Raw genomic sequence first — 25,166 nt, forward strand, 5'->3', positions numbered from 1 at the left:
TCAGGCAGAACCTACCTTGCGCGCCAGCTCAACGGTGCGGTTGGCGTAGCCCCACTCGTTGTCGTACCAGGCGTAGATCTTCACCTGGGTACCGTTGACCACCATGGTGGACAGGGCATCGACGATGGACGAACGCGGGTCGGTCTTGTAGTCGATCGACACCAGCGGGCGCTCTTCGTAGCCCAGAATACCTTTCAGCTCACCTCCCGCCGCCTCTTTCAACAGCTGGTTTACGGTGTCCCTGTCTGTGGCAGTTTCAACTTCAAACACGCAATCGGTGAGTGAAGCATTGGTTAAAGGCACGCGTACTGCGTGGCCATCCAGGCGTCCTTTCAGTTCCGGGAATATCTCGATAATCGCCGTTGCTGAACCAGTGCTGGTGGGGATTAGTGAACTGCCGCAAGCCCGGGCACGGCGAAGGTCCTTGTGAGGCGCATCGATGATGGTCTGGGTGTTGGTCAGGCTGTGGATTGTGGTGATGGAGCCATGCTTGATGCCCAGCTTCTCGTGAATCACCTTGACCACCGGCGCCAAACAGTTGGTGGTGCAGGAAGCGGCGGTAACAATGCGGTCGTTGGCCGGATCGAAGATGTGTTCGTTCACACCCAGCACAATGTTCCTGGCGCCCGCTTCCTTGACCGGCGCGGTGACCACCACCCGTTTCACGCCCTGATCCAGATAGGCCTGCAGGACATTGACTTTTCTGTTCACGCCACTGGCCTCGATCACCAGATCACAGCCGGTCCAGTCGGTTTCGCCGATGGTTCGGTTGTGGGTCACGCGGATCCGCTGCCCTTCGACCACAATACCCGTTCCGTCCGCCGTTGCCTCCTGACTCCAGCGGCCATGAATGCTGTCGAAATTAAGCAGGTGCGCCAGCGTCCCGGCATCAGCGCCCGGGTCGTTGATGGCGACAAATTCCATGTCCGGCCACTCCCAGGCCGCACGCAACGCCAGACGGCCAATCCGACCGAATCCGTTAATTCCTACCTTGATCTTGCTCATGCTGTTCTCCTTGCGCGTTGGCTAATCTGTGCGTGGATAGTCAGGGGCACTGCATAACCGGGCGATCCACCATGGCCTGTAATCGTGACAGTGACTGTTCGATCAGTACGACGTTGTTCCGTGCGGTTTCATCCAGAACCCGCGCAACCCATTCTGGCAACCCCGGATTAAGGTAATAATAAACCCACTGGCCCCTGCGCTCCGTTTCCAGCAGGCCGGCATCCCGGAGTGAGGCCAGATGGCGGCTGACTTTTGGCTGGGGTACTTCAAAGGCCTCGGTCAGTTCACACACGCACAGCTTTTCCTGGTCCTTGATCAGTAACAGCGCGGCCAGGCGAAGCTCGTCCCCCATCGCCTTGAAAATAGTCACCGGGTTGTAGCTGGCCTGTTTCAGGCTGGTCTCTTTCTGGTGGACCAGGGTGAACAGGCCGATGCGCTCTTTCAGTTCCTTGAGGGTCAGGGCAAAGGTGGCGTGACGGTTAGCTTCGGCCGGGTCCGGAAAATCCCACGCGATCTGCTGGGGTTTGGAAGCCACCAATCCGCACTCCCGGGCGGCTTTTTCACACAGGGTAATCACGTAATCCCAGTACTGGCCCCGCAGCTCCGCCAGCGACTTGCTGTACAGCCCATCGGTCGGAATGCCGGCCTCCTGCAATACCTGTATCGCCAGAGGATGGGGGCGAGAAGGCTCGGTACCGGCACTGGCCACCTCGAACCGGTCACCGGCCATGTGCCTAAGCAGGGCTTCCGCCATCAGGGAGCGGGCGCTGTTGGCCGTGCACACAAACAGGACTCTTCTTTTCATACGCATTTCCGCATATTCGAATTGCCATATATTCAGTTTTTGCGATAATAACCGTCAACCATGACAGAGTAAAGACAGTAACCCACCCTGCGGCCTTCAAAAGGCCAGCCACGAATAACCAGACAAAGGACACCGGAAAGGGCCATGACAGAAAAACTGCTGGAGATCTATCGGAGCAATCAACGGGAAGGAAACCTGCTGTTTGTCATGATCCTCGCCTTTCTGGCCATCTTTTTTATGCCCGCCGGCACCGAGCGATTTGACAACGCCGTGCTGGAAGCTTTCCGGCTGACCAACTGGTATGCCCAGGAACACGTCATCCTGTGCCTGCTGCCTGCCTTCCTGATTGCCGGTGCCATGGCGGTCTATATCAGCCAGGGCTCGGTAATGCGTTATCTGGGCCCCTCCGCCTCCAAGCCGGTGGCATTCGGTGTGGCATCGGTGTCCGGCACCTTGCTGGCTGTCTGCTCCTGCACCGTGCTGCCACTGTTTGGAGGAATCTACCGCCGGGGTGCGGGCCTGGGCGCGGCCGTAGCCTTTCTCTACTCTGGCCCCGCCATCAACATCATGGCCATTGTGGTCACCGCCAAGGTACTGGGCGCCGAAATCGGCCTGGCCAGGGCCATTGGCGCCATTGTGTTTGCCGTGGTCATCGGCGCGATCATGCACCTGATCTACCGCAAGGAGGAAGCCGAACGCTCCGTCAACAATGCCCGGGGCTTTGGCGGCGATGATGCCGACAAACCCGTAGGCATCATTACCCTGTTCTTTGCGCTGATGGTGGGCATTCTGGTGTTTGCCAACTGGGCTGCGGCCGACAACAGCACATGGATGGCCATCTACGATCTGAAATGGCCGATCACTGCCGCCCTTGGCGCTGCCTTGGGCGCTCTGCTGGTCTGGCGCTGGCACTGGCCACCCCGTCAGCTGCTGATTCTGGCAGCGGCGGTTGCCATCGCGGCCACCGTGGCTCCGAGCATGCCGGAACTGCCATTCGTGATCGCTATTGGCGGACTGATGCTGATCGCCACCATGCGGGATGAAGACCGGGAGTGGCCGCTTCAAAGCTGGGATTTCGCCAAGCAAATCCTGCCACTGTTGCTGGCCGGTGTGTTTGTAGCGGGCTTTGCCCTGGGCCGGCCGGGCCATGAAGGCATGATTCCCTCGGCATGGGTAGCCGCCGCCGTGGGCGACAACTCCCTGCTCTCCACCATCCTGGCCTCGGTACTGGGCGCCCTGATGTATTTCTCCACCCTGACTGAGGTACCCATTGTCGAAGCCCTGATGGGCTCCGGCATGGGCAAGGGGCCGGCACTGGCGCTATTGCTGGCGGGTCCGGCCCTGTCGTTACCGAACATGCTGGTGATCCGGACCATTCTGGGCACCCAGAAAACCCTGGTGTACTGTGCCCTGGTGGTGGTCATGGCGACCACCACAGGCTTTATTTACGGAAACTGGTGGGTCTAGACCTGCCGCGTATACGCGAAGGAGATAACGATGAAATTCACTATCTATGGCAGCGGCTGCTCCAAATGCAAACAACTGACCACCAACGCAGAGGAAGCTGCAAAGGCGCTCGGGCTCGACTACGAAGTGGAAAAAGTCACCGACGTGAACGACATCATTGATGCCGGCGTCATGCGCACACCCGCCCTGGCCGTGGACGGCGAGATTGCCATGGAAGGCAAGGTGGCCAGTGCCGACGAGATCAAGAAACTTCTGGGCTGAATCCGTTCACAGGAAACCTGACGCTGACCATGAATCCATCTGATCTGCCGAACATTGATAACGGGCTGTTCCGGGCCCCCACCAACGAGGAGCTGTTTGCCGCAGCGCCTTCAAGCCACCGGCCGAGAATTCTGCTGCTGTACGGGTCCCTGCGGGAGCGCTCGTTCAGCCGCCTGGCGGTGGAAGAAGCGGCCCGGTTGCTCGAGGCCATGGGCGCGGTTCGACCGACTCAGGGCAAGACTCTGGCAGTGATGCAGGTGTGTGGCGGCTCCCAGTCGTTCAATGCGGTCAACCAGTTGCGAGTTCTGGGCAGGTGGATGCGCATGGTCACCATTCCGAACCAGTCGACTGTGCCCAAGGCGTTCATGGAATTCGACGACAACAACCGTATGAAGCCCTCGCCCTGCTACGACCGCATCGTGGATGTCATGGAAGAACTGGTAAAGTTCACCCTGTTGGTGCGGGACCGCAGTGAGTACCTGACCGACCGTTATTCCGAACGCAAGGAAAGCGCGGAGGCATTGTCGAAGCGCGTGAACCAACGTTCCATTTAAGGATGTGCAATGAGCAGCAACCAACTGACCACGGAAGCTTCATCCGGCGGCATGGGGATATTCGAACGCTACCTGTCTGTATGGGTGGCACTGGCGATCGTGGCTGGCGTGGCCCTGGGGCAACTGGCCCCGTCGATACCGGAAACCCTGTCGCGTTTCGAATACGCCCAGGTGTCCATCCCCATCGCCATCCTGATCTGGGCGATGATTTTTCCGATGATGGCGCAGATTGATTTCAGTGCTGTTGTCGGTGTTCGCAAAGAGCCAAAAGGTCTGGCCATTACCACTATCGTGAACTGGCTGATCAAACCCTTCACCATGTTTGCCATCGCCTGGTTCTTCCTTATGGTGGTGTTCGAACCGCTGATCTCGCCACAGCTGGCCCGCGAATACCTGGCCGGCGCCATTCTGCTGGGCGCCGCGCCCTGCACGGCCATGGTGTTTGTCTGGAGTTACCTGACCAAAGGTGATGCCGCCTATACGCTGGTACAGGTGTCCCTGAACGACATCATCATGCTGTTCGCCTTTGCACCCATTGTTGTTTTCCTGCTGGGCATTTCCGACATCCAGGTGCCCTGGGATACGGTGCTGCTGTCAGTGGTCCTGTATATCGTCATTCCGCTTGCCGCTGGCTACCTGACCCGACGCACCCTGATTGCCCGCCATGGCCAGCGCTGGTACGACGGGGTGTTCATGAAGCGGCTGGGGCCGGTTACGCCGGGGGCGCTGATTGTCACCCTGGTGCTGCTGTTCGCCTTCCAGGGTGAGGTAATCCTGAACAATCCGTTGCACATTGCGCTGATTGCCGTGCCGCTGATCGTGCAGACCTTCCTGATCTTCTTCCTGGCCTATGGCTGGGCCCTGCTGTGGAAAGTGCGCCACTGCATTGCCGCACCCGGCGCCATGATTGGTGCCAGCAACTTCTTCGAGCTCGCCGTCGCCGCGGCTATCGCCCTGTTCGGCCTGCAGTCCGGGGCTGCGCTGGCCACGGTGGTTGGTGTGCTGGTGGAAGTGCCCCTGATGCTGGTTCTGGTGCGCATTGCCAATAAAACGAAGGATCGCTTCCCCGTCTAGAACAGGTAACAGTCGCCAGTCACCAAACTTGATCGTGGTCAAAATTTATCCAGAAAAAGGGCTGCCGTAACAACATCAAGCATCCAGATCGATGCTTCTCGACAGGTCTGAACTACTCTTTAATGTGAACTGCAACACATTCGGAACAAGGGCCCTGTTATTGAGCAGGGCCCTTTGCGCAGTTACAACAAAAATGGAGAGGGACGACCAATGAAACTGTCAAGAAGGCGGTTCCTGGCCTTTACCGGTACAACCGCAGCCGGCTCCGCCGCACTCGGCGGCAGCCTGTTACTGAACCCGGCGCACGCCGCCGAAGGTAGCCAGCAGCCCGGAAAGGTCATGCTCGACTACCCGAAAACCACTATCAGCAAGGCAGGCGACCTGAAAGTCGGCCAGCCGGTTTCCTTTAGCTATCCCGATGCTTCCTCACCCTGCACCCTGATCAAAACCGGCCGTAAAACCCAGGGTGGTGTTGGTCCGGATGGCGACATCGTCGCCTACAGCACCCTGTGCACCCACATGGGTTGCCCAGTGTCCTACTCTACTGAGGAGCGCACGTTCAAGTGTCCCTGCCATTTCAGCGTGTTTGATTCCGAGCTCAATGGCCAGATGGTATCCGGCCAGGCCACGGAAAACCTGCCCCGGATTCTCCTGACGTACCGGGATTCGGACGATTCCATTGAGGCGATCGGAGTGGATGGTCTGATTTATGGCCGCCAGTCCAATCTGCTTCCCGGCGCCTGAAGGAGGACGAGCTCATGTTCGAACATAAGAGGGACCGGATCGCACTGCCGCCGGCCAATGCCCAGAAAACCCAGACCTGTTGCCATTTCTGTATCGTTGGCTGCGGTTACCATGTCTACAAGTGGCCTGCCGATCAGGAAGGCGGTCTGGCGCCCGATCAGAACGCGCTGGGCCTGGACTTCCGCCAGCAACTGCCACCTTTGGCAGCCACCATGACCCAGGCCATGACCAACGTTATCCAGGATGATGATGGTAGCTACCACCGAATCATGATCGTCCCGGACAAGGCGTGCAAGGTAAACGGCGGGCTCTCGTCCACCCGGGGTGGCCAGATGGCCTCCATCATGCATTCGCCGCAGACGCCCGTTGGCAGTCAGCGCCTGAAATATCCACGGGTCTTTGCCGGTGACGAATGGCGGGATACCAGCTGGGATCAGGCCATCGCCCTGTATAGTCATCTGACCAAGCGGATCCTGGATGACGACGGATCTGACCAGCTGATGTTCAACCTGTTCGACCACGGTGGCGCCGGTGGTGGCTTCGAGAACACCTGGGGCACCGGCAAGCTGATCTTCACCGGTCTGGGCACAAAGATGGTGCGGATTCACAACCGCCCCGCCTACAACTCCGAGTGCCACGCTACCCGGGACATGGGCATCGGCGAGCTGAACAACAGCTATGAAGATGCCCAGATGGCGGACTGCATTTTCTCCATTGGCGCGAATGCCTACGAAACCCAGACCAACTACTTCCTCAACCACTGGCTCCCGAGCCTGCAGGGCCAGACAGCCGACAAGAAGCGGGCTGTCTATGAGGATGGGGAAACCATTCAGCAGACCAGGATCATCCTGGTCGATCCCCGTCGGGCACTCACCGTCGCTCTGCTTGAGCAGGCCGTCGGCAAGGACAACATCCTGTTTCTGGACATCGAGCCGGGCACCGATACCGCTTTGTTCAACGGCCTGCTGACCTACGTCGTGGATCAGAGTTGGCATGACAAGGCTTTCATCGAAGCTTACACCAGCGGCTTCGAGGACGCCCTGAAGGCGAACCGCCAGAGCCTGGACGAAACCAGCCGGATTACCGGCATCAGCAAGGACAAGCTGATCAAGGCAGCGGAATGGGCCTACAAGCCCAAGGCCTCCGGCCACGCGCCCAGGACCATGCACGGTTACGAGAAAGGCATCATCTGGGGTAACGACAATTACCGCATCCAGTCGGCTCTGGTGGACCTGGTGCTGGCCACCCACAACGTAGGCCGCCGGGGCACCGGTGTGGTTCGGATGGGCGGTCACCAGGAAGGCTACTGTCGCCCGCCGTACCCCGGTGGCCGTCCGGCTCCGTATGTGGATCAGGAAATCATTCAGGGCAACGGCCAGATGCTGACGGTCTGGGCCTGTAATGCCTTCCAGACCACCCTCAATGCCGAGCAGTACCGAAATGAGGTCCTGCGCCGCAGCGACATCGTTAAACAGGCCCTGCGCAGGGTCCGTGGCGCCGGTCCGGAGAAGATGGCGGAGGTCATCCACAAGGCCGTCAAGGAAGACGGTGGATTGTTTGTCACCGTAATCGACCTGTACGCCACCAAATTTACTGAGGCCGCCCACTTGATGCTGCCGGCGGCGCACCCCGGTGAAATGAACCTCACCTCCATGAACGGTGAGCGTCGCCTGCGTCTGTCGGAGAAATTCATGGATCCTCCCGGAACCGCCAAACCGGATTGCCAGATTGCGGCAGACATGGCCAACGCCCTGCGCAAGCTTTACGAGGACGAGGGCAACGCCGAGATGGCCAATCGTTTTGAAGGCTTCGACTGGCAAACCGAGGAGGACGCCTTCAACGACGGCTTCCGCCGCGCCGGCCAGTCCGGAGCCCCAGACATCGACAGTCAGGGCGGCCCCACCGGCCACCTGGCCACTTACGAGCGCCTCAGGGCCGCTGGCAACAATGGTGTGCAGCTGCCGATCAAGGAGTACACGGACGGTCAGCTGATCGGCACGGAAATGCTCTACACCGACGGCAAGTTCGACACGGACGACGGCAAGGCGCACTTCCAGCCCGCACCCTGGAACGGGCTACCGGACACTGTTGAGGAGCAACGGAAGAAATACCGGTTCTGGGTGAACAATGGCCGCACCAACCAGATCTGGCAGACAGCCTATCATGACCAGCACGTGGAGTTCCGCCGCGGCCGTTACCCTATGGCCCCGCTGGAGATCAATCCGGAGGACGCCAGGGATCTCGGTATCGAGTCCGGCGATGTGGTCGAGCTGTTCAACGACTACGGCGCTACGACGGCCATGGCCTATGTGGAGCCGGACATCAAGCCAGGCCATGTGTTCATGGAGGCGATGTACTTCAACTCCGTCATGGGCGATCTGGTGACACCCTGGACCGACCGGAACATCATTCCTTACTACAAGGGAACCTGGGCGAATGTCCGCCGCGTCGGGCGGATTGAAGACTATGCCGACAAGGTAAGCTTCAAGCGCAGACGCTACGTCTGAATGACTGCCGGACACCCGCGAACGGGTGTCCGGCTTTTTTGCCCCTTGGATAACTGTTCAGCCCCCGCCCTCCCTGCTACTATCCCGCCCACATTTCTGACGCATTGAACCGAACGGAACCCACAGAATGGATCTTTTCCAGGCCCTGTTCCTTGGCCTTCTCCAGGGACTGACCGAATTCCTGCCCATTTCCAGCTCCGCCCACCTGATCCTGACACCGGCGTTCTTCGGCTGGACCGATCAGGGCGTGGGGTTTGATTTATCAGTGCACGTGGGCACGCTCCTGGCAGTGGTGCTCTACTTCCGGCGGGACGTGTTTGGCATCGCCCGGGACGGATTGAAATCCGTGTCCCAGCGCAGGATTGTCGGCCAGGGTGCGCTGGCCTGGTACCTGGTGATCGGCACCATTCCCGCGGGCCTGGCCGGGTTGGCATTGCTGGATATGATCGACAACGAACTCCGGGGCGCCTCGGTGATCTTCGTGACCACTCTGGTGTTTGGAATCCTGCTCGGCATCTCCGACTGGCTACCGAAACGGCAACGCACCCTGGACTCGCTGAACTGGAAAGACGCCCTCCTCGTCGGCATCGCCCAGGCCATGGCCCTGGTACCCGGCACCTCCCGCTCCGGCGTCACCATCACCGCCGGCCTGTTCCTGGGCATGACCCGGGAGACTGCCTCCCGGTTCTCGTTCCTGCTGGCCATCCCGATTATCGTGCTGGCGTCGGCGGTGAAGCTGCTGGAAGTGGCAACCTCCGATGTAGTCGTGGACTGGAGTGGGTTCTTGATTGGCGGGGTGACCTCGTTCCTGATGGCCATTACTGGCATCCACTTCTTTCTGAAGTGGCTGAACAAGGTGGGGATGTGGCCGTATGTCATCTACCGGATTGTGTTGGCTGGGGTGATTTACACGGTGCTGATGTAGGCATTCTGGATGTGGGGAAGGCAGGTGCCGGGCAGGGCTTTCCAAAACACGCTCCTTGCGGCACGTCCCTGTGACGCTTGAGCTCCGCCATCCATGGCTCCGCACAGTTTTGGAAAGCCCTGCCCGACACCTGCCCCAAGCTCCGAGAAACCCCAGGGGTCAGATGAAAGCTTTCATCTGACCCCGTTTTTACCGCGGAGTCTGACCCGAGATCGGGGTCAGACGAACGCTTTCTTCTGACCCCTTTTTCATGCCGGAAAGCCTGACCAGCCCGCTGCTACCCCCAAACCTCAGCAAGCCTCCAGCGGCGCATAAGCCAACACCAGCCACTTGGCCCCGTCATCAAAGTTCACCTGCACCCGGGTATGATGCCCGGTGCCTTCGCTATTCATCACGATGCCCTCACCGAACTTCGGGTGGCGCACTCGCTGGCCCAGGCTGAACCCGGCCTGCTGGGCGGAATCGTGGCTGAACAGGCTTTCGTTGGGTCGCTCGACCATGGCCGGGCGGGTCACGGTGTTGCGCAGGCGGACTTCCTGCAGGCAGTCGCCCGGGATCTCCCGCACGAACCGGGACAGGGCGTGGAATTTCTCCTGGCCATACAGCCGCCGGGACTCGGCGTAAGTGAGCACCAGCTTTTTCATGGCCCGGGTAATGCCGACGTAGGCCAGGCGGCGCTCCTCTTCCATGCGGCCGGGCTCTTCCAGGGACATGCTGTGGGGGAACAGGCCCTCCTCGACACCGGCCATGAACACCAGCGGAAACTCCAGGCCCTTGGCGGAATGCAAAGTCATCAGCTGCACACTGTCTTCATGGGCGTCCGCCTGGGACTCGCCAGCATCCAGGGCGGCCTGGGCGATGAATTCCGCCAGCGGATCCACGCCTTCCTCCACCTCGAAGTCGGACAGGGCGCTGACCAGTTCTTCCAGATTTTCCACCCGGGCCTGACCTTTCTCGCCCTTTTCGCTGGCGTGGTAATCCTTCAACCCGCTGACTTCGATTGCCTGTTTCATCAGTCCCTGCAGGGAGGCATGGTCCACCATCTCAGACAGGCCATTGATGATGTCGAGGAACGACTGCAGACCGGTTTTCGCCCTACCCTTCATCTGGCCGGCCGCCAGCAAGCGCTCGGCGGACTCCCACAGAGAGATACCCTGTTCGGTGGCGTATTCCCGCAGTTCCGCCAGGCTCTTGGCACCGATACCCCGCGTGGGCACGTTCACCACCCGCTCAAAAGCGGCATCGTCCCGGTGGTAATGCACCAGGCGCAGATAGGCCAGGGCGTTGCGGATTTCCTGGCGATCGTAGAAGCGCAGGCCACCATAGACCCGGTAGGGAATGCCCTGGCGCATCAGCGCTTCTTCCAGCACCCGGGACTGGGCGTTGGAGCGGTAGAGGATCGCTGCCTCACTGCGCAGGTTGCCCTCGTCCACCCAGGCACTGATGGAATCGGCGATATAGTTGGCCTCGTCCTGTTCGTTGAACGCAGCATACAGGCTGATCGGCTCGCCCTCGGAGCCATCGGTCCAAAGTTCCTTGCCCAGACGCCCCTGGTTGTTGGCGATCACCGAGTTAGCGGCCTTCAGGATGGTTTGGGTGGATCGGTAATTCTGTTCCAGGCGCACCAGCCGGGCGTTGGGGAAGTCCCGCTGGTACTGCTGGATGTTCTCGATTTTCGCACCGCGCCAGCCATAGATGGACTGGTCGTCGTCTCCCACAATGGTCAGAGGCACCCGGTTGCTGGCCAACACTTGCAGCCAGGCGTACTGGATGGTGTTGGTGTCCTGGAACTCGTCCACCAGCATATGCTGGAAGCGCTGCTGGTAGTGGGCCAGAAGCTCAGGCTTGTGCAGCCAGAGTTCATGGGAACGCAGCAACAATTCGCCGAAATCCACCAGCCCACTTTGCTGGCACAATTTCTCGTACTGGCGGTAGATCTTCAGCATGGTGGAGGTGAAGTGGTCGCCGGGATTCTCCTGAATGTGGTCCGCCCGCAGGCCTTCATCCTTCTGGCTGTTGATGAACCACTGGGCCTGCTTCGGCGGCCACCGGCTCTCGTCGATCTGGTTCTCCCGCATTACCCGCTTGATCAGGCGCAGCTGGTCGTCGCTGTCCAGCACCTGGAAGTTCTCCGGCAGTCCGACATCCTGCCAGTGCGCCCGCAGCAACCGGTGGGCAATCCCGTGAAAGGTCCCGATCCACAGTCCCCGGGTCGGGATCTGCATCATTTGCTCGACCCGGTAGCGCATCTCCTTCGCCGCCTTGTTGGTGAAGGTTACCGCCAGGATAGCCGTCGGCGGTACCCGATCCACGGTCATCAGCCAGGCAATCCGGTGCACCAGCACCCGGGTCTTGCCACTGCCTGCGCCGGCCAATACCAGCAGGTGGTCGTTCTGGGCGGTGACAGCTTCACGCTGGGCGTCGTTCAGGGGATCGATGATGTGGGAGACGTCCATAGGGATTCGGTTCGCTACTGGTTAAATAAACAGGCTTGGGAGTATAACAGGGTATGGCGGGGCTTGTCGGGCCTGGGATAGCCCTCGTTCTTTAGGGGGAAACGCACGAGGGCGGGGCCCCTTCCAGGACACGCTACGAGCACGTCCATGTGCGCTTGACTGTGGCCATCCTTGGCCACAGACAGTCCTGGAAGGGGCCCCGCCCTCGCGCTATTCGCGCTTGGGAGAGAGCTTTTCGTCAGAAACCTCTGGGCACAGTCTGAGGCTCGACGAACTCGAACAGGCCTTCAAGACCACCTTCACGCCCGATACCGGAGGCCTTCATGCCACCGAATGGCGCTTCCGGGGTCGGGCCAGTGCCGGTGTTCCAGCCGACGTGGCCGAAACGGAGGCCGGCGGCCACGCGCTGGGCGCGGTCAGCGTCTGCCGTGAACACATAGGAGGCCAGGCCGAATTCGGTGTCGTTGCCGGCGTCGATGACTTCCTCTTCGGTACGGAACAGGGCCATGGGCACCAGCGGACCAAAGGTTTCTTCCTGGTAGCAACACATGTCCCGGTTGACGCCGACCACCACCGTCGGCGGGAAGAACAGTCCGTCACCGAGCTCGCTCGGCTGCTTGCCGGCGACCAGGCTCGCACCCTTTTCCAGGGCGTCATCCAGGTGACGTTTGACCTTGTCAAAGCCCTGCTTGTTGACCAGCGGGCCAATGTCGACGCCTTCGTTCATGCCGTCGCCAACCGTCATCTTGTTGACCCGTTCCGCCAGCTTCTCGCCGAAGACGTCGGCCACTTTCTCGTGGACGAAGATGCGGTTGGCGCACACGCAGGTCTGGCCACCACCCCGGAATTTGTTGGCGATCAGGTTATCGGCTGCGGCGTCCAGATCAGCGTCTTCAAATACGATGTACGGAGCGTTGCCGCCCAGTTCCAGGGCCAGTTTTTTGACCTGATCGGCGGTGTCGACGATGAGCTTGCGGCCCACTTCGGTGGAACCGGTGAAGCTGAGCATGGGGACGTCCGGGCTTTCGCACAGGACCTTACCGATCACGCTGGCCTTGCCCATCACCAGGTTGACCATGCCGTCGGGCAGGTCCAGTTTGTCCATCAAACTGAACAGGGCAATCATGGTCAGCGGTGTTTCGCTGGCCGGTTTGATCACCGACGGGCAGCCTGCCGCCAGCGCCGCGGACAGTTTCTTGGCGATCATGCCGATGGGGAAGTTCCACGGTGTGATCAGGCCCGTCACGCCGACCGGCCGGTAATGGACAGTCCAGGTGCAGTCCTTGGGCTTTTCCGGGATGGTGTGGGCGTCGAGGGCCTGGATATGTTTGGCGCAGTAATCGAAGAAGCCGGCGGCGTAGTCGACTTCGCCCTGGGCTTCCTTCCAGGGCTTGCCGTGCTCCATACAGAGAATTCGGCCGATTTCCTCGCGGTTCTCCTTCAGACCATCCCGGATGTCTTCCAGCCATTTGCGCCGGGTTTCAATGGAATACGGGTTGGTGAGTTTCAGAGCCGACTTGCCGGCAGCCACGGCAGCCTGGACATCCCGCTCCGGCATTGACGGTACTTGCGCGATGACTTCGCCGGTCGCCGGATTGTAGATATCAAAAGTGTTACCTTCGGCGTTGTCTGTCCAGCGACCGCCAATGTAGCCAGTCAGCTTTTCCAACAGGGGTGACTCAATCATCTCGGCTCCTCTTTCGGTATTTGGCGGCGCCCCTTCCGGGACGGCATTGCGTCAGTGGCTCATGTCTTTCATAGTGAGTGTTGTAGCGCAGCCTGTAAAGTCAAGGGCAGGCTTTTGAACATCCTGCGACTGTGCTTATACTCGGAGCATTACCATTTCAGGAGGCCGGACAATGAAAGCGTTTTTCCATCCCGCACAGGATCAGCATATTCCCCAGACCTACTTTACCCGTGGGCAGATGCGTCAGCCGCAGGAAGTGCCTGATCGTACTGGTCAAATGCTGGACGGCCTGAGGGAAATGGGCATTTCGGTTCTGCAACCGGCGGACCAGGGTGCCGGCCCGATATCGAAGGTTCATGATCTGGGCTATCTCCGCTTTCTGGAGTCCGCCCACCGCCGCTGGAAGCAGATGGATGACTGGGGTGACGAGGTGATCTCGAACATTTTCGTCCGCTCGCCCAATCACCTGACCGGCATTCTCGCCGAGGCGGCCCGCTACCAGGCCGATGGCAGCTGTCCGATTGGCGAACACACCTGGCACGCGGCCTACTGGTCAGCCCAGAGTGCCTTGGGTGCGGCCGATGCACTGATTGCCGGCGACAGGACGTCCTATGCGGTATGCCGACCACCCGGACATCACGCGCGCCGGGACGCGGCCGGTGGTTTTTGCTACCTGAATAACGCTGCCATTGCCGCTGAACACATGAAATCCCGGTTCCCGAAAATCGTGATTCTGGATACCGATATGCACCATGGCCAGGGTATCCAGGAAATCTTCTATGACCGCAGCGATGTCCTGTACATCTCCATCCACGGCGACCCCACCAACTTCTACCCGGTGGTAAGCGGCTTCGAGGACGAACGTGGCGAGGGCGAAGGCTATGGCTACAACATCAACATGCCCATGCCACACGGTTCCAGTGAGGAGGATTTCTTCGCCAAAGTGGACGAGGCCCTGGCCGCCATCAAGCTGTTCCAGCCCGATGCCCTGATCCTCACCCTGGGCTTTGACATCTACAAGAACGATCCCCAGGCCAAGGTATCGGTATCCTCGGAAGGTTTCCACCGGCTAAGCACCCACATCCGCCGGCTGGGCCTGCCGACACTGATTGTCCAGGAGGGTGGTTACGACCTGGAAGCCCTGAGCACCAACGTGCAGCAGTTTTTCCGGGGCCTGGAAGGCTGAGGCTCACCCGTTACGAGGCCGGGGCATAGACCTTGACGTTGTCGTGCCCTTCGGCCTTCAGGTGGCCGGCGTGCATCCGGCTCATGGTGCCGCGGTCACAGTACAGCAGGTACTGGCGATTCTGCGGCAGTTCGTCGATCTGCTGATTGAGTTCGTAGAACGGGATCTTCAGGACCCGGTTGTTGGTCAGCTCCAGCGGTGACTGCTCTTCTTCCGTCGGATGGCGCACATCGATGATGACGTCGTTCACCGCCGGCGTTTCCACCAGCTCCACTTCTTCCGGCGTGACCGTAGTTTCCAGCAGACGGTTGACCGGGGTTTCGGTCCGCTTTTCGACTACCCGGGCCAGCACCCCGGCATCCATGTTCGCCTCATCGGCCTCGACCCGGTGCAGTTTGGCCCGGGTGGCCGGCTTCTGGGAAATCACACCACAGTATTCGGGCATGTTGCGGGCAAAGGACTCGGTGCCGATATCATGGGCAATACGGATGATTTCCTGCTTGTCCATGGCGATCAGCGGCCGCAACACCACTTCGTCACTGGCCCGGTCCACCACGTTCAGGTTTGACAGGGTCTGACTGGACACCTGGGCCACCGCATCCCCCATCACCAGCCCGGCGATGTTGAGGTCACGGGCAATTTCAGCCGCCGCCTTGAGCATCTGACGCTTGAGCACCACGCCCCAATGGCGGTTGTTCACCGAGCGCATGATTTCCGCCACCACGCCTTCGAACGGCACGGAAATGAACTTCACGTTGTGGGAGGCGCCATAGCGCTCCCACAGGTAATGCACCACTTGGCGAACACCGACCTCATGGGCAGTGCCACCGAGGTTAAAGAACAGGAAATGGCTACGCAGGCCACGGCGCATCATCAGGTAGGCCGCCACGGAGGAGTCATAGCCACCCGAGATCAGGGTCATCACGCTTTCCACCGAACCCAACGGGTAGCCGCCCAGGCCCTGATGCTTGCGCCGGGCGATGTGGAAGCCATCTTCCTTGACCTCGATCCGGACCTCGACCTGCGGTGATTTCAGATCGACACCGGCGGTATCGAAAGCTTTGCAAAGCGCCGCCCCCACCGAGCGCTCGATATCGATGGACCGGAAGTCGTGGCTCCCCAGGCGTTTGGCACGCACAGCGAAGGTCTTGCCGTCCAGGCGGCCAGCAAAGGCAGCGACAGCTTTTTCGCCGATATCTTCCAGGGACTGGAAGGGATACACCTCAATTTCCTGAATGCTGGAAATGCCCGGGATCCGCAACAGGGCATCAATAACCGGACCATAGAGACCCCGGTCATCCGGAACCTCCACGTCCACCCGATCCCAGCTGCCCTCTACGACGATTTCGTGATCGAGTCGGGCCAGGAGCTTGCGAATGTTCTGACGGAGTTGTTTCATCTGCTGCCGACGAACGGGCTTACTCTTGATGGCAACTTCCGGAGCGGGACGAATCAGTAATTTCATAGATCGGAGTTTTGTCGGGTGGCGTACAAAGAGGAAAGCGCTTAGTGTACCGTTTTGTCAGAGTGCCTCAAAATCCGGCATTGCCGAAACCTTCAGGAGTTTCACCGTTAAATGACAGAACCCACGAACAACGCCCTGGTTTCCCCGGAGGGCGCCCTTGAAATCCTCTCCAATCATGAAGTCAATCGGCTCAAGGACCGGAGCGAGGGTGGTCTTTACCAGCTGTTCCGCCAGTGCGCCCTGGCCGTGCTGAACACCGGCGTCGAAACCGACAACTGTAAGGCCCTGATGGAGGCCCACGCCGATTTCGACGTGAGACTGGTGCCCCAGCCCCGGGGACTGAAGCTGGAACTGATCAACGCCCCCGGTTATGCCTTTGTCGATGGTGAAATGCTGCGGGCGATCCGCGAGCACTTGTTTTCCGTGCTCCGGGATATCGTATACACCCACTCCATTCCCCAGACCATTGCCGGGTTCCGCCGGGATAATCCCGAAGACATCACCAACCTGGTATTTCACATCCTGCGCAACGCCGGCGTACTGGAAGCCGGGCGCCAGCCGGATATGGTCGTTTGTTGGGGCGGCCACTCCATCAGCCAGGCGGAGTACCAGTACAGCAAGGAAGTTGGCCACCAGCTGGGCCTGCGCGGGCTGAGCATCATCACCGGGTGCGGTCCTGGTGCCATGAAGGGACCGATGAAGGGAGCCACCATCGGCCACGCCAAGCAGCGGGTTAGGAATGGCCGCTATGTGGGCATCACTGAGCCAGCCATCATCGGTGCCGAGGCACCGAACCCGATCGTCAACGAACTGGTAATCATGCCGGATATCGAAAAGCGCCTCGAGGCTTTCGTGCGCTGCGGCCACGGCGTCATCGTGTTCCCCGGCGGCGTAGGTACCGCCGAGGAAATCCTGTACCTGCTCGGCATCCTCCTGCACCCGGACAATTCGGACCTGCCGTTCCCGGTCATTTTCACCGGCGAGAAAGAAAACGCGGAATACTTCGAGATGATCGACAAGTTCATCCGCAATGCCCTCGGTGACGAGGCCGCCAGCAAGTATGAAATCATCATCGATGACCCGGCCCGCGTCGCCCAGGCCATGAGAAAGGGTATGAAAGAGGTGGAAACGTTCCGCCGCGCCATGCAGGACGCCTACTACTTCAACTGGATGCTGAAGATCGATCCGGTATTCCAGCTGCCGTTCGAGCCCAACCACGACAGCATGCGGTCACTGGAACTGCACCGGGACCAGCCCGTGCACATGATTGCGGCAAACCTGCGCAAGGCATTCAGCGGAATTGTCACGGGAAATGTGAAGGAAAGCGGGATTCGCCAGATTCAGGAGAAAGGGCCGTTCGAGATCGCAGGAGATCCCTCGCTGATCAAGCCTCTGGAGGCGATGCTGGAGCAGTTTGTAGCCCAGAACCGGATGAAGCTGCCTGGCCTGCAGGCTTACCAGCCGTCTTACCGTATTGTCAGCGGGGCGGCCTGAGCCGCCCCGCTGACACCAAGCCGGAGCTTACTGACCACCAGCCGGCAGGCTGGCGTAGTAAGCTGCCAGGTTGGCGATATCCTCATCGCTCAGGGCTGCGGCCTGGCCTTGCATGATGGCGGCCTGGCCACCGGAACGCTGCTTGTTCTTATACGCCTTGAGCGCGGACACCAGGTACTGTTCGTTCTGGCCGGCCAGGTTCGGATAGGTCGGAATCTGAGCCAGACCATTCTGACCGTGGCAAGCGGCACAAACGGCAGCCTTGGCCTTGCCGGCCTCAACGTCGCCCGCAGCGGAAGCCAGAGTCGGCAGGGCAACAGCGGCAGACATCAGTCCTGCAATCGCGAAGTTCTTGAATTTCATAGTTACTACCCTCTCATCGTTGTCGGCGTGAAAATGCCTTTAGGTGTTATAAAACTCGACTGTGATGCACTTATAGCACAGAGCGCGCCTGACTCAAATGTGATAGATCAAGGCGCTCATTTCGACAATCGTCCCCTTTACCGCACTCGCGGGTTAATGGGAAAGTACGACAACGTAGAATACCCAGATTTCTGTTTTAGCCAACCCGGAGACACACCCCATGTCCGTAGAGGTCCAGGAACTACCCTGCCGTGAAGGCTTTCTTGGCTTGCTCACCCTGAACTCGCCCGGCACCCTCAATGCCCTGAGCGAAGGCATGGTGGAGCAGACCCAGGATGCCCTGGATCGCTGGGCGACGGATGACAGGATCTGCCTGGTGGTACTGCAAGGGGCTGGTGACCGAGCCTTCTGCGCAGGTGGCAACATCCGCCAGCTCTATGGCGCCATGACCGGTCACGGCGACCATGAAGCCCCTTCCCGCTTCTTTACCCGGGAATACCGGCTGGATTACAGCCTGCACCGATTCCCCAAGCCGGTTGTTGGCATCGGGCATGGCTTGGTCATGGGGGGCGGCCTGGGCCTGTTGTCCGCCTGCCGCTACCGACTGGTAACGCCGGACCTCACTCTGGCCATGCCGGAGATCTCCATCGGCCTGTTTCCGGATGTCGGCGCCAGCTGGTTCCTCAACCGCCTGCCGGGACGCCTGGGCCTGTTCATGGGACTGACCGGTGCCCGGCTCAACGTGACCGATACCCTGCGGGTGGGCCTGGCGGATATGGCATTGCTGCCTGAAGATCGGGACACCCTGCTCTCCCGGCTGCAGGAACAGCGCTGGGCCGGTGAGGCCGCTGCCGATGACAACCGGTTGTTCCGACTGCTCGACCAGATGCCGGCGCCGGATTACCGGGCGCTGCCGACAAGCAACCTGGAACAGCACGAACAGACGATTGCGCGCCTCAGTGCCGGCGGGGAATTGACGGCCGTGGTGGATCAGTTGCTTGGCTCGGATATTGACAGTGACTGGTGGCGGGCCTGCATCGACAACCTGCGCGGCGGCTGCCCGGTCTCTGCCTGGCTGGTTTGGACCCAGCTAAAGGAGGCCCAGCAGATGTCCCTGAAAGATGTCTTCCGGATGGAGCTGGCCATGGCCCTTGAGTGCAGCCGGCGCCGGGATCTGCCCGAGGGTATCCGGGCCAGGATGGTGGACAAGGACCAGAAACCAGCCTGGTCCTACGCCACGGTGGCCGAAGTACCGGAGACCGTTGTCGCCGCCCACTTTGAGCCGGAGTGGGACGATGAGACCGACCCGATGCAGCTGAAGTAACCTGTCACAGGCGAGCGCCCGCCTGCACCAGCAACATCTCCAGATCCCGATTGTTGATGGCCCGGGCCCGGCTCAGGGCGGTGCTGCCGTCCTCCGCCCGGTAGTTGACGTCGGCGCCGGCCGCCAGCAGCATCTCTGCGGTCAGCAGATCCCCGCTGCCGACAATTTTCATCAGCAACGACTCGCCGCCCTGACTGACATTGACGTTTGCCCCGGCGGCCAACAACACCTTGACCACGGACAGGTTGCCCTGCTCGGCAGCCCGGATCACCGGCGTATACCCTCGTTCATCCACCGCATTGACACTGGCACCAGCCGAGAGCAGCAGCTGGACCAGCCGGCGGCTGCCGTCACCCGCCGCGACCATCAAGGGCGTTGACTCACCCCGCGCGGCAAGATCCGGATCCGCTCCCTCACTGAGCAGGTACCAGGCCACCCGGTCACGTCCGGCGCGCACGGCCGCCATCAGGGGGGAGCCCCGCTCGGTCAGGGTATTGAGCGAGTGACCGGCTTCTGCCAGGGTTTTGACTTTCTCAAGGTTGCCGGCTGCCGCTGCCCGAATCAGCGGCGTAGCGGTCTCGGTGGCCGTTTCCCGGGCGAGGTTGCCGGGTTCATCCCGGGTGGCACATCCCGACACCAGCAGCGAAAGCAAAAGCGACAGGAACAGTGCGTGGAGGGTGCCGGATCCCTTGGCCATATCAACGATCTCTGTATTGAATGTGGGCCTATTCTGCGCAGGGGACGACGGGAATTAAATCGAGCGGGTCACATCTCAGGTCCGTTCTCCAGGAGTTCCCGCACCAGTGCGCGAAGGCGGTCCTCGCCGTCCCTCCGGCCGCGGCACATGCCGGCGGCTTGCACATCAGCCCAGGAGCGGCCCTGAAGCACCGCTGCCGTCCACAGGGCCAAGTCTCGTCGCGTCCTCAGCCAGTTCATGACACCCGGCACTTGCCCAAGCTCCCGGAGTACCGGCAGGCAAAGATCAAAGCCCCTGTGTCCGTGGCCAAAGTTGTCCAGATCGCGCCGGTCATCATCATTCAGGATGCGGGTTTCCGGCAGGTCGTCACTGATGGCCGCCAGCAGTTCCGCGGGCATCCCGCACCAGTGCCGCGGGACCAGTGTCAGCCAGTGCCGGGCCAGCCGCCCTCTCAGGCGATCGACCAGTTCGACACCCTGGGGACGCGATCCAGTCAACATCTGCAATGGGTACTCACCGCTGCTACTCTCCCGGTAAAACCCCACCCGGACCACGTTCAGCTCGCAGGACTGCCAGAAGGCGAGCAATTCGGGACTGCCGCCAAAACTGGTGCCCAGACTATCCAGCCGCTGCTCAGCCACCCAGGTCCGGGCGGCCGCCACCAGGCGCTTGCCCACCCCACTGCGGCGCGCATGACTGGCAACGGCAACCCGGACGACCCGAAGGGTCCTCTGGGTTGCTGCTTCCGGAAAGCCACTGTGGGATGCCAGGGACTGGGCCAGAAGATGACCCCGGATACGGCGCTGGCCCCGGGTAACACTCTGCGCCAGCTCCCTGCTCAGTCCGCCTTCAACTGCTCCCCAGAGCATCCCGACGATGCGGCCTTCGTGCCAGGCACACCAGGTCACAGTCGATGGATCATCCAGCCATTGGCGCAGATCGGCCGGAGTGGTCCGGTAGTGGGCATCGACCAACAAGCCGAAAGCGTCGGCGAGTTCGGACTCCGGCGCGTCAGCGGGGCACCACCGATCAATCCGGATAACATTGGCGGGAAGCCGGGCATCATCCCTGTCCAGGCCGGAAGCAGACAGCAGGAAAAGGTTAGAGGCCAGCGCCTCCAGTGGATCACCCGAAGCCCAGCGCACTGGCTCGGTCAGGGTGGCAGACTGCCAGTGCGGTGTCTTGCGGTCCAACACGGAGCGGAATCGGATGGCAAAGCCACGGCCTGCGCCCTCGTAGCCATGGATCGTGGAGCAAAAGGCCACTCTGGGCCAGCCCAACAGGATGGTCTCCAGGATCTGGGGCGGGATCGCTGCCGCTTCGTCGACCAGGACCACTTCGGCCGGTGACCTTAAAGCCAGCATTTCCTGCACCGGTACGAAGTGGAGTTCGGCCCCGGCCCGGTTGACGAGGCCGTTGCCGTCGTCAGCTACCAGGTCGTTCCCGAGGGTTTGCCGGGCGTGGTGGAACAGAGTTTCAACACTTTCGCGGCTGGGCGCCGTCACCAGGATGCGCGCGCGGCCCTGTTGTAACAGCCCCGCTGCAGCGATACCCAAGGCAGCGGACTTACCCCGGCCCCGGTCTGCGGTGACCACCAGGGGACGCCGGCGCCGGCCCTGGCCGAAGTGAAGCAACAGGCCGATCAGGCGCTGCTGGTCGTCGGTGGTAGCTACAGTGAAGGGGCTTTCTGGCGCCTGCAGTGTCGGTATCCGGGTACGGCCGGGATCACGGGCGTCGACCCAAATCACGCTGGGATCGTTGCCGAGAATGGTTGCCATGCGCCGAGCAAACGGGTGGTGCTCGGCATTGTCGAGGCCGGTACGCCGGTAATCCGGATCGGCAAACCGGCCCCAGTCGGCCAGACGAGGCATCAGCCAGAACAACAGGCCCCCGGCCTTAAGGGTGCCGGTAATCGCTGCCAGGCCATCCGGCGGGTTGCCCTGCCAGCCGTCCCAGACCACCACTGCCAGTTCGCGGCCCAGCCAGTCTCTGGCTTTGGCCGGCGGCACCGGGGTGAGGCCTGCCGATGGATTGTCATCACTGGGGCCGGTCCAGATGCCGGGTGACTGGTGCAGTTCGGGCAGGATTTGCTGAAGCCATGCCAGCGCACGGTCGCGGTCGCCCTCGACGAGGACCAGCCTTCGCTCGCCGAGGGCACCAAGGTGCTCAACCAGCCGACACCAGGCTAGACGCCCTGTGGCTTTGTCACCGAAGGGCGGAGTCATCAGTTGAGGTCTGCGGCGTGGGCTTTGAGGTCGTTCAGGCCGCTTTTCTCGAGGGCGGCCTGGTGTGTGGCCCGGAGCCGGACCCTGGGGGCACACCCGGCTTCGAACGCTTCCTGCCAGCGGGCGGCGCAAAGGCACCAGTTGTCGCCGGCTTTGAGGCCGGGGAAGCCGAATTCCGGTCTTGGGGTGCCGAGGTCGTTGCCCTGGGCTTTGGAGAATTCGAGGAAGTCATCGGTGACGACGGCGCAGACTGCGTGGAGGCCGAGGTCATCGGGGCCTACGTTGCAGCAGCCGTCGCGGTAGAAGCCGGTTTCGGGGTCGGTGCCGCAGGTTTCCAGTTTTTCGCCCAGGACGTTTACTGGTTCTGACATTTCCATCTTTCTTAGACCTTCTGGTTGCGGGGGCAGTAAGTTGGGAGAGCCCCTTCCAAAACCCGCTCCTGGCGGCACGTCCATGTGGCGCTTGAGCTCCGCGATCCATGGCTCCGCACAGTTTTGGAAGGGGCTCTCCCAACTCACTGTCATGCCTGTGAGTCATAGGCCGTGAGGCATCAACAATTGTTTTCAATTATGCGGGACCGGTATCCGCACTACCAGTTGGCCAGTACAATACCGGCCATGCCGACCAACCCCCAAACTCCTTATACATCCAACCTGCCGGATTTTCTGACCGATGAGCAGCGGGCGATCATTACCGCCGGCTACGAGCATTCGGTGATTACTGCCGTGGCGGGTAGTGGCAAGACATCGACGCTGGCCTGGCGGATCCGGTATTTGCTGGAACAGGGGCACGATCCGGACCGGATGCTGGTGTTGATGTTCAACCGAAGTGCTCGGGTTGATTTCGGGCGCAAGCTGCAGGAGGTGTGTCATCAGTCGGGGCTGGCATTGCCGGAGATCCGGACATATCACGCCATGGGGCTGCGGCTCTATAAGCGGTTTGTGCGGGAGGGTTATCTGCCCGGGTTTTCGGACAAGATTCTGACCGAACAGGAGATCAGTTTCCAGGCCTGGCAGCTTACGCGGCGGCTGGCGCCGGAGGATCTGGCGGATGAGATCCGGCGCAACAAGAAGGATTTTGTGGAGACGGCCACCGGCTTTATCGATCTGGTGAAGACGACGCTGTCACCAGCGGGGATGGTGTTCGAGGAGTTGGGGTATTCGGACAAGCACCGGTACCTGATCGATCTGTTCCACAGCTTCGAGCAGTGGCGTAAATCCCAGAGCCGGATCAGTTATGCCGACATGCTGTACGAGCCGGTGATGGCGATTCACCAGAATCCGCCACTGCAACGGCTGGTGGGCAACAAGATGGATCTGATTCTGGTGGATGAGTACCAGGATACCAATGAGATCCAGCACTTGTTGCTGCGCTATGTCGCCGGTGACCGGGCGCGGGTGACGGTGGTGGGGGATCCGGACCAGACGATCTATGAGTTCCGGGGCGCGAAGCCGGAGTTTATTCTCAAGCGGTTCAGTGATGAGTTCGAGAGTCCGCTGGAGCAGACGCTGAGCTATACCTTCCGCTATGGCCACCGGGTGGCGCTGCTGGCCAATCATCTGATCTGTCACAACACCGGGCGCAAGGATGTACTGTGCCATTCCCATCCGTCCACGCCGGATACAGCGATTCACCTGCACCGGGTGGAAAGCGACAGCGATCAGGTCCTGCAGATTCTGAAGAACCAGGCCAAAGAGGCCTTGTCGGCGACGGCGATTCTGTTCCGGGTCTGGAGTCAGAGCGTGCCAATCGAGCTGAAGCTGCTGGCCCGGCAGATTCCCTACCGGATTGATGCCGGCAAGGGGGCGCTGTTCAGCCGGGAGGTCCGGGCCATTACCGCACTGCTCATGGTGGTGACCGGCAAGCTGGGTCAGTTGCCGGATGCGGATCGGCTGGAACTCGCCCGGTTATTACTACGGTTTCCCCATGTCGGGCTGAAGGAGCCGGAGCTGGAGAATCTGGCGCAGTTCCTGGCCGGTTTCGGCGAGGCCTGGCATGAGCGGATTCTGGCCATGGATTTCGGTGCCCTGGCACCCCTGGCTGCCCGCAAGCTGCGTAAGCTGGGCGACGTGCTGGCCCAGCTGTCCGGATTCAGGGGCCCGGTGGCAGGGCTGATCAGCGTTTATGCCGAGCACACTGACCTGTACGAGGGCATCCGCAACCTGGCATTGACCCATGAGAGTGCCGAGGAGCGGATCGATACCGTGCAAGGTTTCCGGCATTACCTGAAGAGCCTGGATGTGGACGCCGAGGGTGCGTTGACGCATCTGAAAACCCTGAAACAGCAGGCCGGCGAGAACAAGGAAGGGGGCGTGCTGCTGTCGACCATTCACCGGACCAAGGGCCTGGAATGGCCGATGGTGATCATTCCCGGTCTGCAGGAGAAATACCTGCCCTACTCTCCCCGATCGCACGATGATGCCCGGGCGTTCCTGGAGAGCGAACGTCGGCTGTTGTACGTAGCCATGACACGGACACGAGAGGCCTTGCATCTGGTCAGCCGACCGGTCAGCAAACGCCCGCACCTGGACGGTGACCAAACGCCCAGCCGGTTTTTGGAGGAGTGCTGTTTCGAACTGTCGGATGAACTCGGCGAGCAACTGAGAACAGGCGCTGAAATCGGGTCAAGCATCCGCCTGGATGCGCCGCTCACTCCGGTCAGCCAGCGCTATGCCCAGCGGGAAGGCGTCAGTCTGGAGGGGGCTACTCAGCCTGTCGGAGATCTGCAAGCGCCCGTCTGGCACTGTAAGCGGGTGAGCCATGCAATTTTCGGGGCAGGGACGATCGTCGGTGAGGACGAAAGCTCCTTCAAAGTCCGCTTCGACAACGGAGACACTCTCAATTTCAGCAAGAAAAGTGCACACCTCTACTTTTCCGCTTTGGCCTGATTCGCCTGACTGCTTTGGCCTGATTCACCGCATCCGATT

20 protein-coding genes are annotated in these 25,166 nt (G+C 60.8%); 11 read left to right on the top strand and 9 right to left on the bottom strand.

All coding sequences use genetic code 11. The features are described 5' to 3' along the window. Positions 1 to 1,005 carry an ArsJ-associated glyceraldehyde-3-phosphate dehydrogenase gene (locus R6W86_RS10785; protein ID WP_410329360.1) on the bottom strand — a complete coding sequence of 335 codons (1,005 nt, stop codon included), beginning with the start codon at positions 1,003 to 1,005 and terminating at the stop codon, positions 1 to 3. A 40-nt stretch (positions 1,006 to 1,045) separates the two neighbouring features. Next, positions 1,046 to 1,810 carry a metalloregulator ArsR/SmtB family transcription factor gene (locus tag R6W86_RS10790; protein WP_410329361.1) on the bottom strand — a complete coding sequence of 255 codons (765 nt, stop codon included), beginning with the start codon at positions 1,808 to 1,810 and terminating at the stop codon, positions 1,046 to 1,048. A gap of 144 nt (positions 1,811 to 1,954) precedes the next feature. Between R6W86_RS10790 and R6W86_RS10795 the strand changes: the two genes are divergently transcribed. From R6W86_RS10795 to R6W86_RS10825, 7 genes are all read left to right on the top strand, one after another. Then, the gene (locus R6W86_RS10795; protein ID WP_410329362.1) at positions 1,955 to 3,277 is read left to right on the top strand and encodes a permease; all 1,323 of its coding nucleotides are present in this window, start codon (positions 1,955 to 1,957) and stop codon (positions 3,275 to 3,277) included. 30 nt (positions 3,278 to 3,307) lie between these two features. After that, complete coding sequence (locus R6W86_RS10800) at positions 3,308 to 3,538, top strand: thioredoxin family protein (protein WP_410329363.1); 231 nt, start codon at positions 3,308 to 3,310, stop codon at positions 3,536 to 3,538. A 29-nt stretch (positions 3,539 to 3,567) separates the two neighbouring features. Next, complete coding sequence (locus tag R6W86_RS10805; protein WP_410329364.1) at positions 3,568 to 4,092, top strand: NAD(P)H-dependent oxidoreductase; 525 nt, start codon at positions 3,568 to 3,570, stop codon at positions 4,090 to 4,092. A gap of 9 nt (positions 4,093 to 4,101) precedes the next feature. Then, positions 4,102 to 5,166, top strand: a complete 1,065-nt coding sequence (gene arsB / locus R6W86_RS10810) for an ACR3 family arsenite efflux transporter (protein ID WP_410329365.1) — start codon at positions 4,102 to 4,104, stop codon at positions 5,164 to 5,166. A 210-nt stretch (positions 5,167 to 5,376) separates the two neighbouring features. Next, positions 5,377 to 5,910, top strand: a complete 534-nt coding sequence (locus tag R6W86_RS10815) for an arsenate reductase (azurin) small subunit (RefSeq protein ID WP_410329366.1) — start codon at positions 5,377 to 5,379, stop codon at positions 5,908 to 5,910. Positions 5,911 to 5,924: 14 nt separating this feature from the next. Beyond that, on the top strand, positions 5,925 to 8,417 hold the full coding sequence (locus R6W86_RS10820; RefSeq protein WP_410329367.1) for an arsenate reductase (azurin) large subunit: 2,493 nt from the start codon (positions 5,925 to 5,927) through the stop codon (positions 8,415 to 8,417). 127 nt (positions 8,418 to 8,544) lie between these two features. Next, the gene (locus R6W86_RS10825) at positions 8,545 to 9,342 is read left to right on the top strand and encodes an undecaprenyl-diphosphate phosphatase (protein ID WP_410329368.1); all 798 of its coding nucleotides are present in this window, start codon (positions 8,545 to 8,547) and stop codon (positions 9,340 to 9,342) included. A gap of 290 nt (positions 9,343 to 9,632) precedes the next feature. Here R6W86_RS10825 and uvrD read toward each other — a convergent pair whose 3' ends face one another. After that, positions 9,633 to 11,798: a DNA helicase II gene (gene uvrD / locus R6W86_RS10830; protein ID WP_410329369.1), complete on the bottom strand. Its 2,166-nt coding sequence runs from the start codon at positions 11,796 to 11,798 to the stop codon at positions 9,633 to 9,635. Between the two features lie 238 nt (positions 11,799 to 12,036). Continuing rightward, positions 12,037 to 13,485, bottom strand: a complete 1,449-nt coding sequence (locus R6W86_RS10835) for an NAD-dependent succinate-semialdehyde dehydrogenase (protein ID WP_410329370.1) — start codon at positions 13,483 to 13,485, stop codon at positions 12,037 to 12,039. Positions 13,486 to 13,657: 172 nt separating this feature from the next. Between R6W86_RS10835 and R6W86_RS10840 the strand changes: the two genes are divergently transcribed. Further along, positions 13,658 to 14,671 carry a histone deacetylase family protein gene (locus R6W86_RS10840; protein WP_410329371.1) on the top strand — a complete coding sequence of 338 codons (1,014 nt, stop codon included), beginning with the start codon at positions 13,658 to 13,660 and terminating at the stop codon, positions 14,669 to 14,671. Positions 14,672 to 14,681: 10 nt separating this feature from the next. On the opposite strand, the gene thiI is transcribed toward R6W86_RS10840, so the two are convergent. Further along, complete coding sequence (gene thiI / locus R6W86_RS10845; protein WP_410329372.1) at positions 14,682 to 16,136, bottom strand: tRNA uracil 4-sulfurtransferase ThiI; 1,455 nt, start codon at positions 16,134 to 16,136, stop codon at positions 14,682 to 14,684. Between the two features lie 111 nt (positions 16,137 to 16,247). Here thiI and ppnN point away from each other — a divergent pair, with 111 nt between their 5' ends. Further along, positions 16,248 to 17,630, top strand: a complete 1,383-nt coding sequence (gene ppnN, locus R6W86_RS10850; protein WP_410329373.1) for a nucleotide 5'-monophosphate nucleosidase PpnN — start codon at positions 16,248 to 16,250, stop codon at positions 17,628 to 17,630. A gap of 27 nt (positions 17,631 to 17,657) precedes the next feature. Here ppnN and R6W86_RS10855 read toward each other — a convergent pair whose 3' ends face one another. Continuing rightward, positions 17,658 to 17,993: a c-type cytochrome gene (locus tag R6W86_RS10855; protein ID WP_410329374.1), complete on the bottom strand. Its 336-nt coding sequence runs from the start codon at positions 17,991 to 17,993 to the stop codon at positions 17,658 to 17,660. Positions 17,994 to 18,213: 220 nt separating this feature from the next. Here R6W86_RS10855 and R6W86_RS10860 point away from each other — a divergent pair, with 220 nt between their 5' ends. After that, positions 18,214 to 19,317: an enoyl-CoA hydratase/isomerase family protein gene (locus R6W86_RS10860; protein WP_410329375.1), complete on the top strand. Its 1,104-nt coding sequence runs from the start codon at positions 18,214 to 18,216 to the stop codon at positions 19,315 to 19,317. A gap of 4 nt (positions 19,318 to 19,321) precedes the next feature. Here the strand turns inward: R6W86_RS10860 and R6W86_RS10865 are convergent, their stop codons facing one another. The 3 genes from R6W86_RS10865 to R6W86_RS10875 all read right to left on the bottom strand — a co-directional run bounded on the left by R6W86_RS10865 (position 19,322) and on the right by R6W86_RS10875 (position 22,616). After that, a complete protein-coding gene (locus R6W86_RS10865; protein WP_410329376.1) occupies positions 19,322 to 20,014 on the bottom strand; it encodes an ankyrin repeat domain-containing protein in 693 nt (230 codons plus the stop codon). A 68-nt stretch (positions 20,015 to 20,082) separates the two neighbouring features. After that, positions 20,083 to 22,239: a tRNA(Met) cytidine acetyltransferase TmcA gene (locus tag R6W86_RS10870; RefSeq protein WP_410329377.1), complete on the bottom strand. Its 2,157-nt coding sequence runs from the start codon at positions 22,237 to 22,239 to the stop codon at positions 20,083 to 20,085. Next, positions 22,239 to 22,616, bottom strand: a complete 378-nt coding sequence (locus R6W86_RS10875) for a DUF2237 family protein (protein ID WP_410329378.1) — start codon at positions 22,614 to 22,616, stop codon at positions 22,239 to 22,241. Before R6W86_RS10875 ends, R6W86_RS10870 begins: the two co-directional genes overlap by 1 nt. Before the next feature lie 192 nt (positions 22,617 to 22,808). Between R6W86_RS10875 and R6W86_RS10880 the strand changes: the two genes are divergently transcribed. Next, a complete protein-coding gene (locus tag R6W86_RS10880) occupies positions 22,809 to 25,127 on the top strand; it encodes an ATP-dependent helicase (RefSeq protein WP_410329431.1) in 2,319 nt (772 codons plus the stop codon). The last annotated feature ends 39 nt before the right edge of the window (positions 25,128 to 25,166 follow it).

The organism is Marinobacter sp. (assembly GCF_046484525.1).
Taxonomy (GTDB): Bacteria; Pseudomonadota; Gammaproteobacteria; order Pseudomonadales; family Oleiphilaceae; genus Marinobacter.

Bases quoted from the DNA above. Each gene is read 5' to 3' on its own strand.
- uvrD (WP_410329369.1), bottom strand. From the start codon at position 11,798: ATGGACGTCTCCCACATCATCGATCCCCTGAACGACGCCCAGCGTGAA.
- arsB (WP_410329365.1), top strand. From the start codon at position 4,102: ATGAGCAGCAACCAACTGACCACGGAAGCTTCATCCGGCGGCATGGGG.
- R6W86_RS10870 (WP_410329377.1), bottom strand. From the start codon at position 22,239: ATGACTCCGCCCTTCGGTGACAAAGCCACAGGGCGTCTAGCCTGGTGT.
- ppnN (WP_410329373.1), top strand. From the start codon at position 16,248: ATGACAGAACCCACGAACAACGCCCTGGTTTCCCCGGAGGGCGCCCTT.
- R6W86_RS10785 (WP_410329360.1), bottom strand. From the start codon at position 1,005: ATGAGCAAGATCAAGGTAGGAATTAACGGATTCGGTCGGATTGGCCGT.
- R6W86_RS10800 (WP_410329363.1), top strand. From the start codon at position 3,308: ATGAAATTCACTATCTATGGCAGCGGCTGCTCCAAATGCAAACAACTG.
- R6W86_RS10855 (WP_410329374.1), bottom strand. From the start codon at position 17,993: ATGAAATTCAAGAACTTCGCGATTGCAGGACTGATGTCTGCCGCTGTT.
- R6W86_RS10860 (WP_410329375.1), top strand. From the start codon at position 18,214: ATGTCCGTAGAGGTCCAGGAACTACCCTGCCGTGAAGGCTTTCTTGGC.
- R6W86_RS10805 (WP_410329364.1), top strand. From the start codon at position 3,568: ATGAATCCATCTGATCTGCCGAACATTGATAACGGGCTGTTCCGGGCC.
- R6W86_RS10825 (WP_410329368.1), top strand. From the start codon at position 8,545: ATGGATCTTTTCCAGGCCCTGTTCCTTGGCCTTCTCCAGGGACTGACC.
- R6W86_RS10875 (WP_410329378.1), bottom strand. From the start codon at position 22,616: ATGGAAATGTCAGAACCAGTAAACGTCCTGGGCGAAAAACTGGAAACC.
- R6W86_RS10840 (WP_410329371.1), top strand. From the start codon at position 13,658: ATGAAAGCGTTTTTCCATCCCGCACAGGATCAGCATATTCCCCAGACC.
- R6W86_RS10815 (WP_410329366.1), top strand. From the start codon at position 5,377: ATGAAACTGTCAAGAAGGCGGTTCCTGGCCTTTACCGGTACAACCGCA.
- R6W86_RS10795 (WP_410329362.1), top strand. From the start codon at position 1,955: ATGACAGAAAAACTGCTGGAGATCTATCGGAGCAATCAACGGGAAGGA.
- thiI (WP_410329372.1), bottom strand. From the start codon at position 16,136: ATGAAATTACTGATTCGTCCCGCTCCGGAAGTTGCCATCAAGAGTAAG.
- R6W86_RS10790 (WP_410329361.1), bottom strand. From the start codon at position 1,810: ATGAAAAGAAGAGTCCTGTTTGTGTGCACGGCCAACAGCGCCCGCTCC.
- R6W86_RS10865 (WP_410329376.1), bottom strand. From the start codon at position 20,014: ATGGCCAAGGGATCCGGCACCCTCCACGCACTGTTCCTGTCGCTTTTG.
- R6W86_RS10835 (WP_410329370.1), bottom strand. From the start codon at position 13,485: ATGATTGAGTCACCCCTGTTGGAAAAGCTGACTGGCTACATTGGCGGT.
- R6W86_RS10880 (WP_410329431.1), top strand. From the start codon at position 22,809: ATGCGGGACCGGTATCCGCACTACCAGTTGGCCAGTACAATACCGGCC.
- R6W86_RS10820 (WP_410329367.1), top strand. From the start codon at position 5,925: ATGTTCGAACATAAGAGGGACCGGATCGCACTGCCGCCGGCCAATGCC.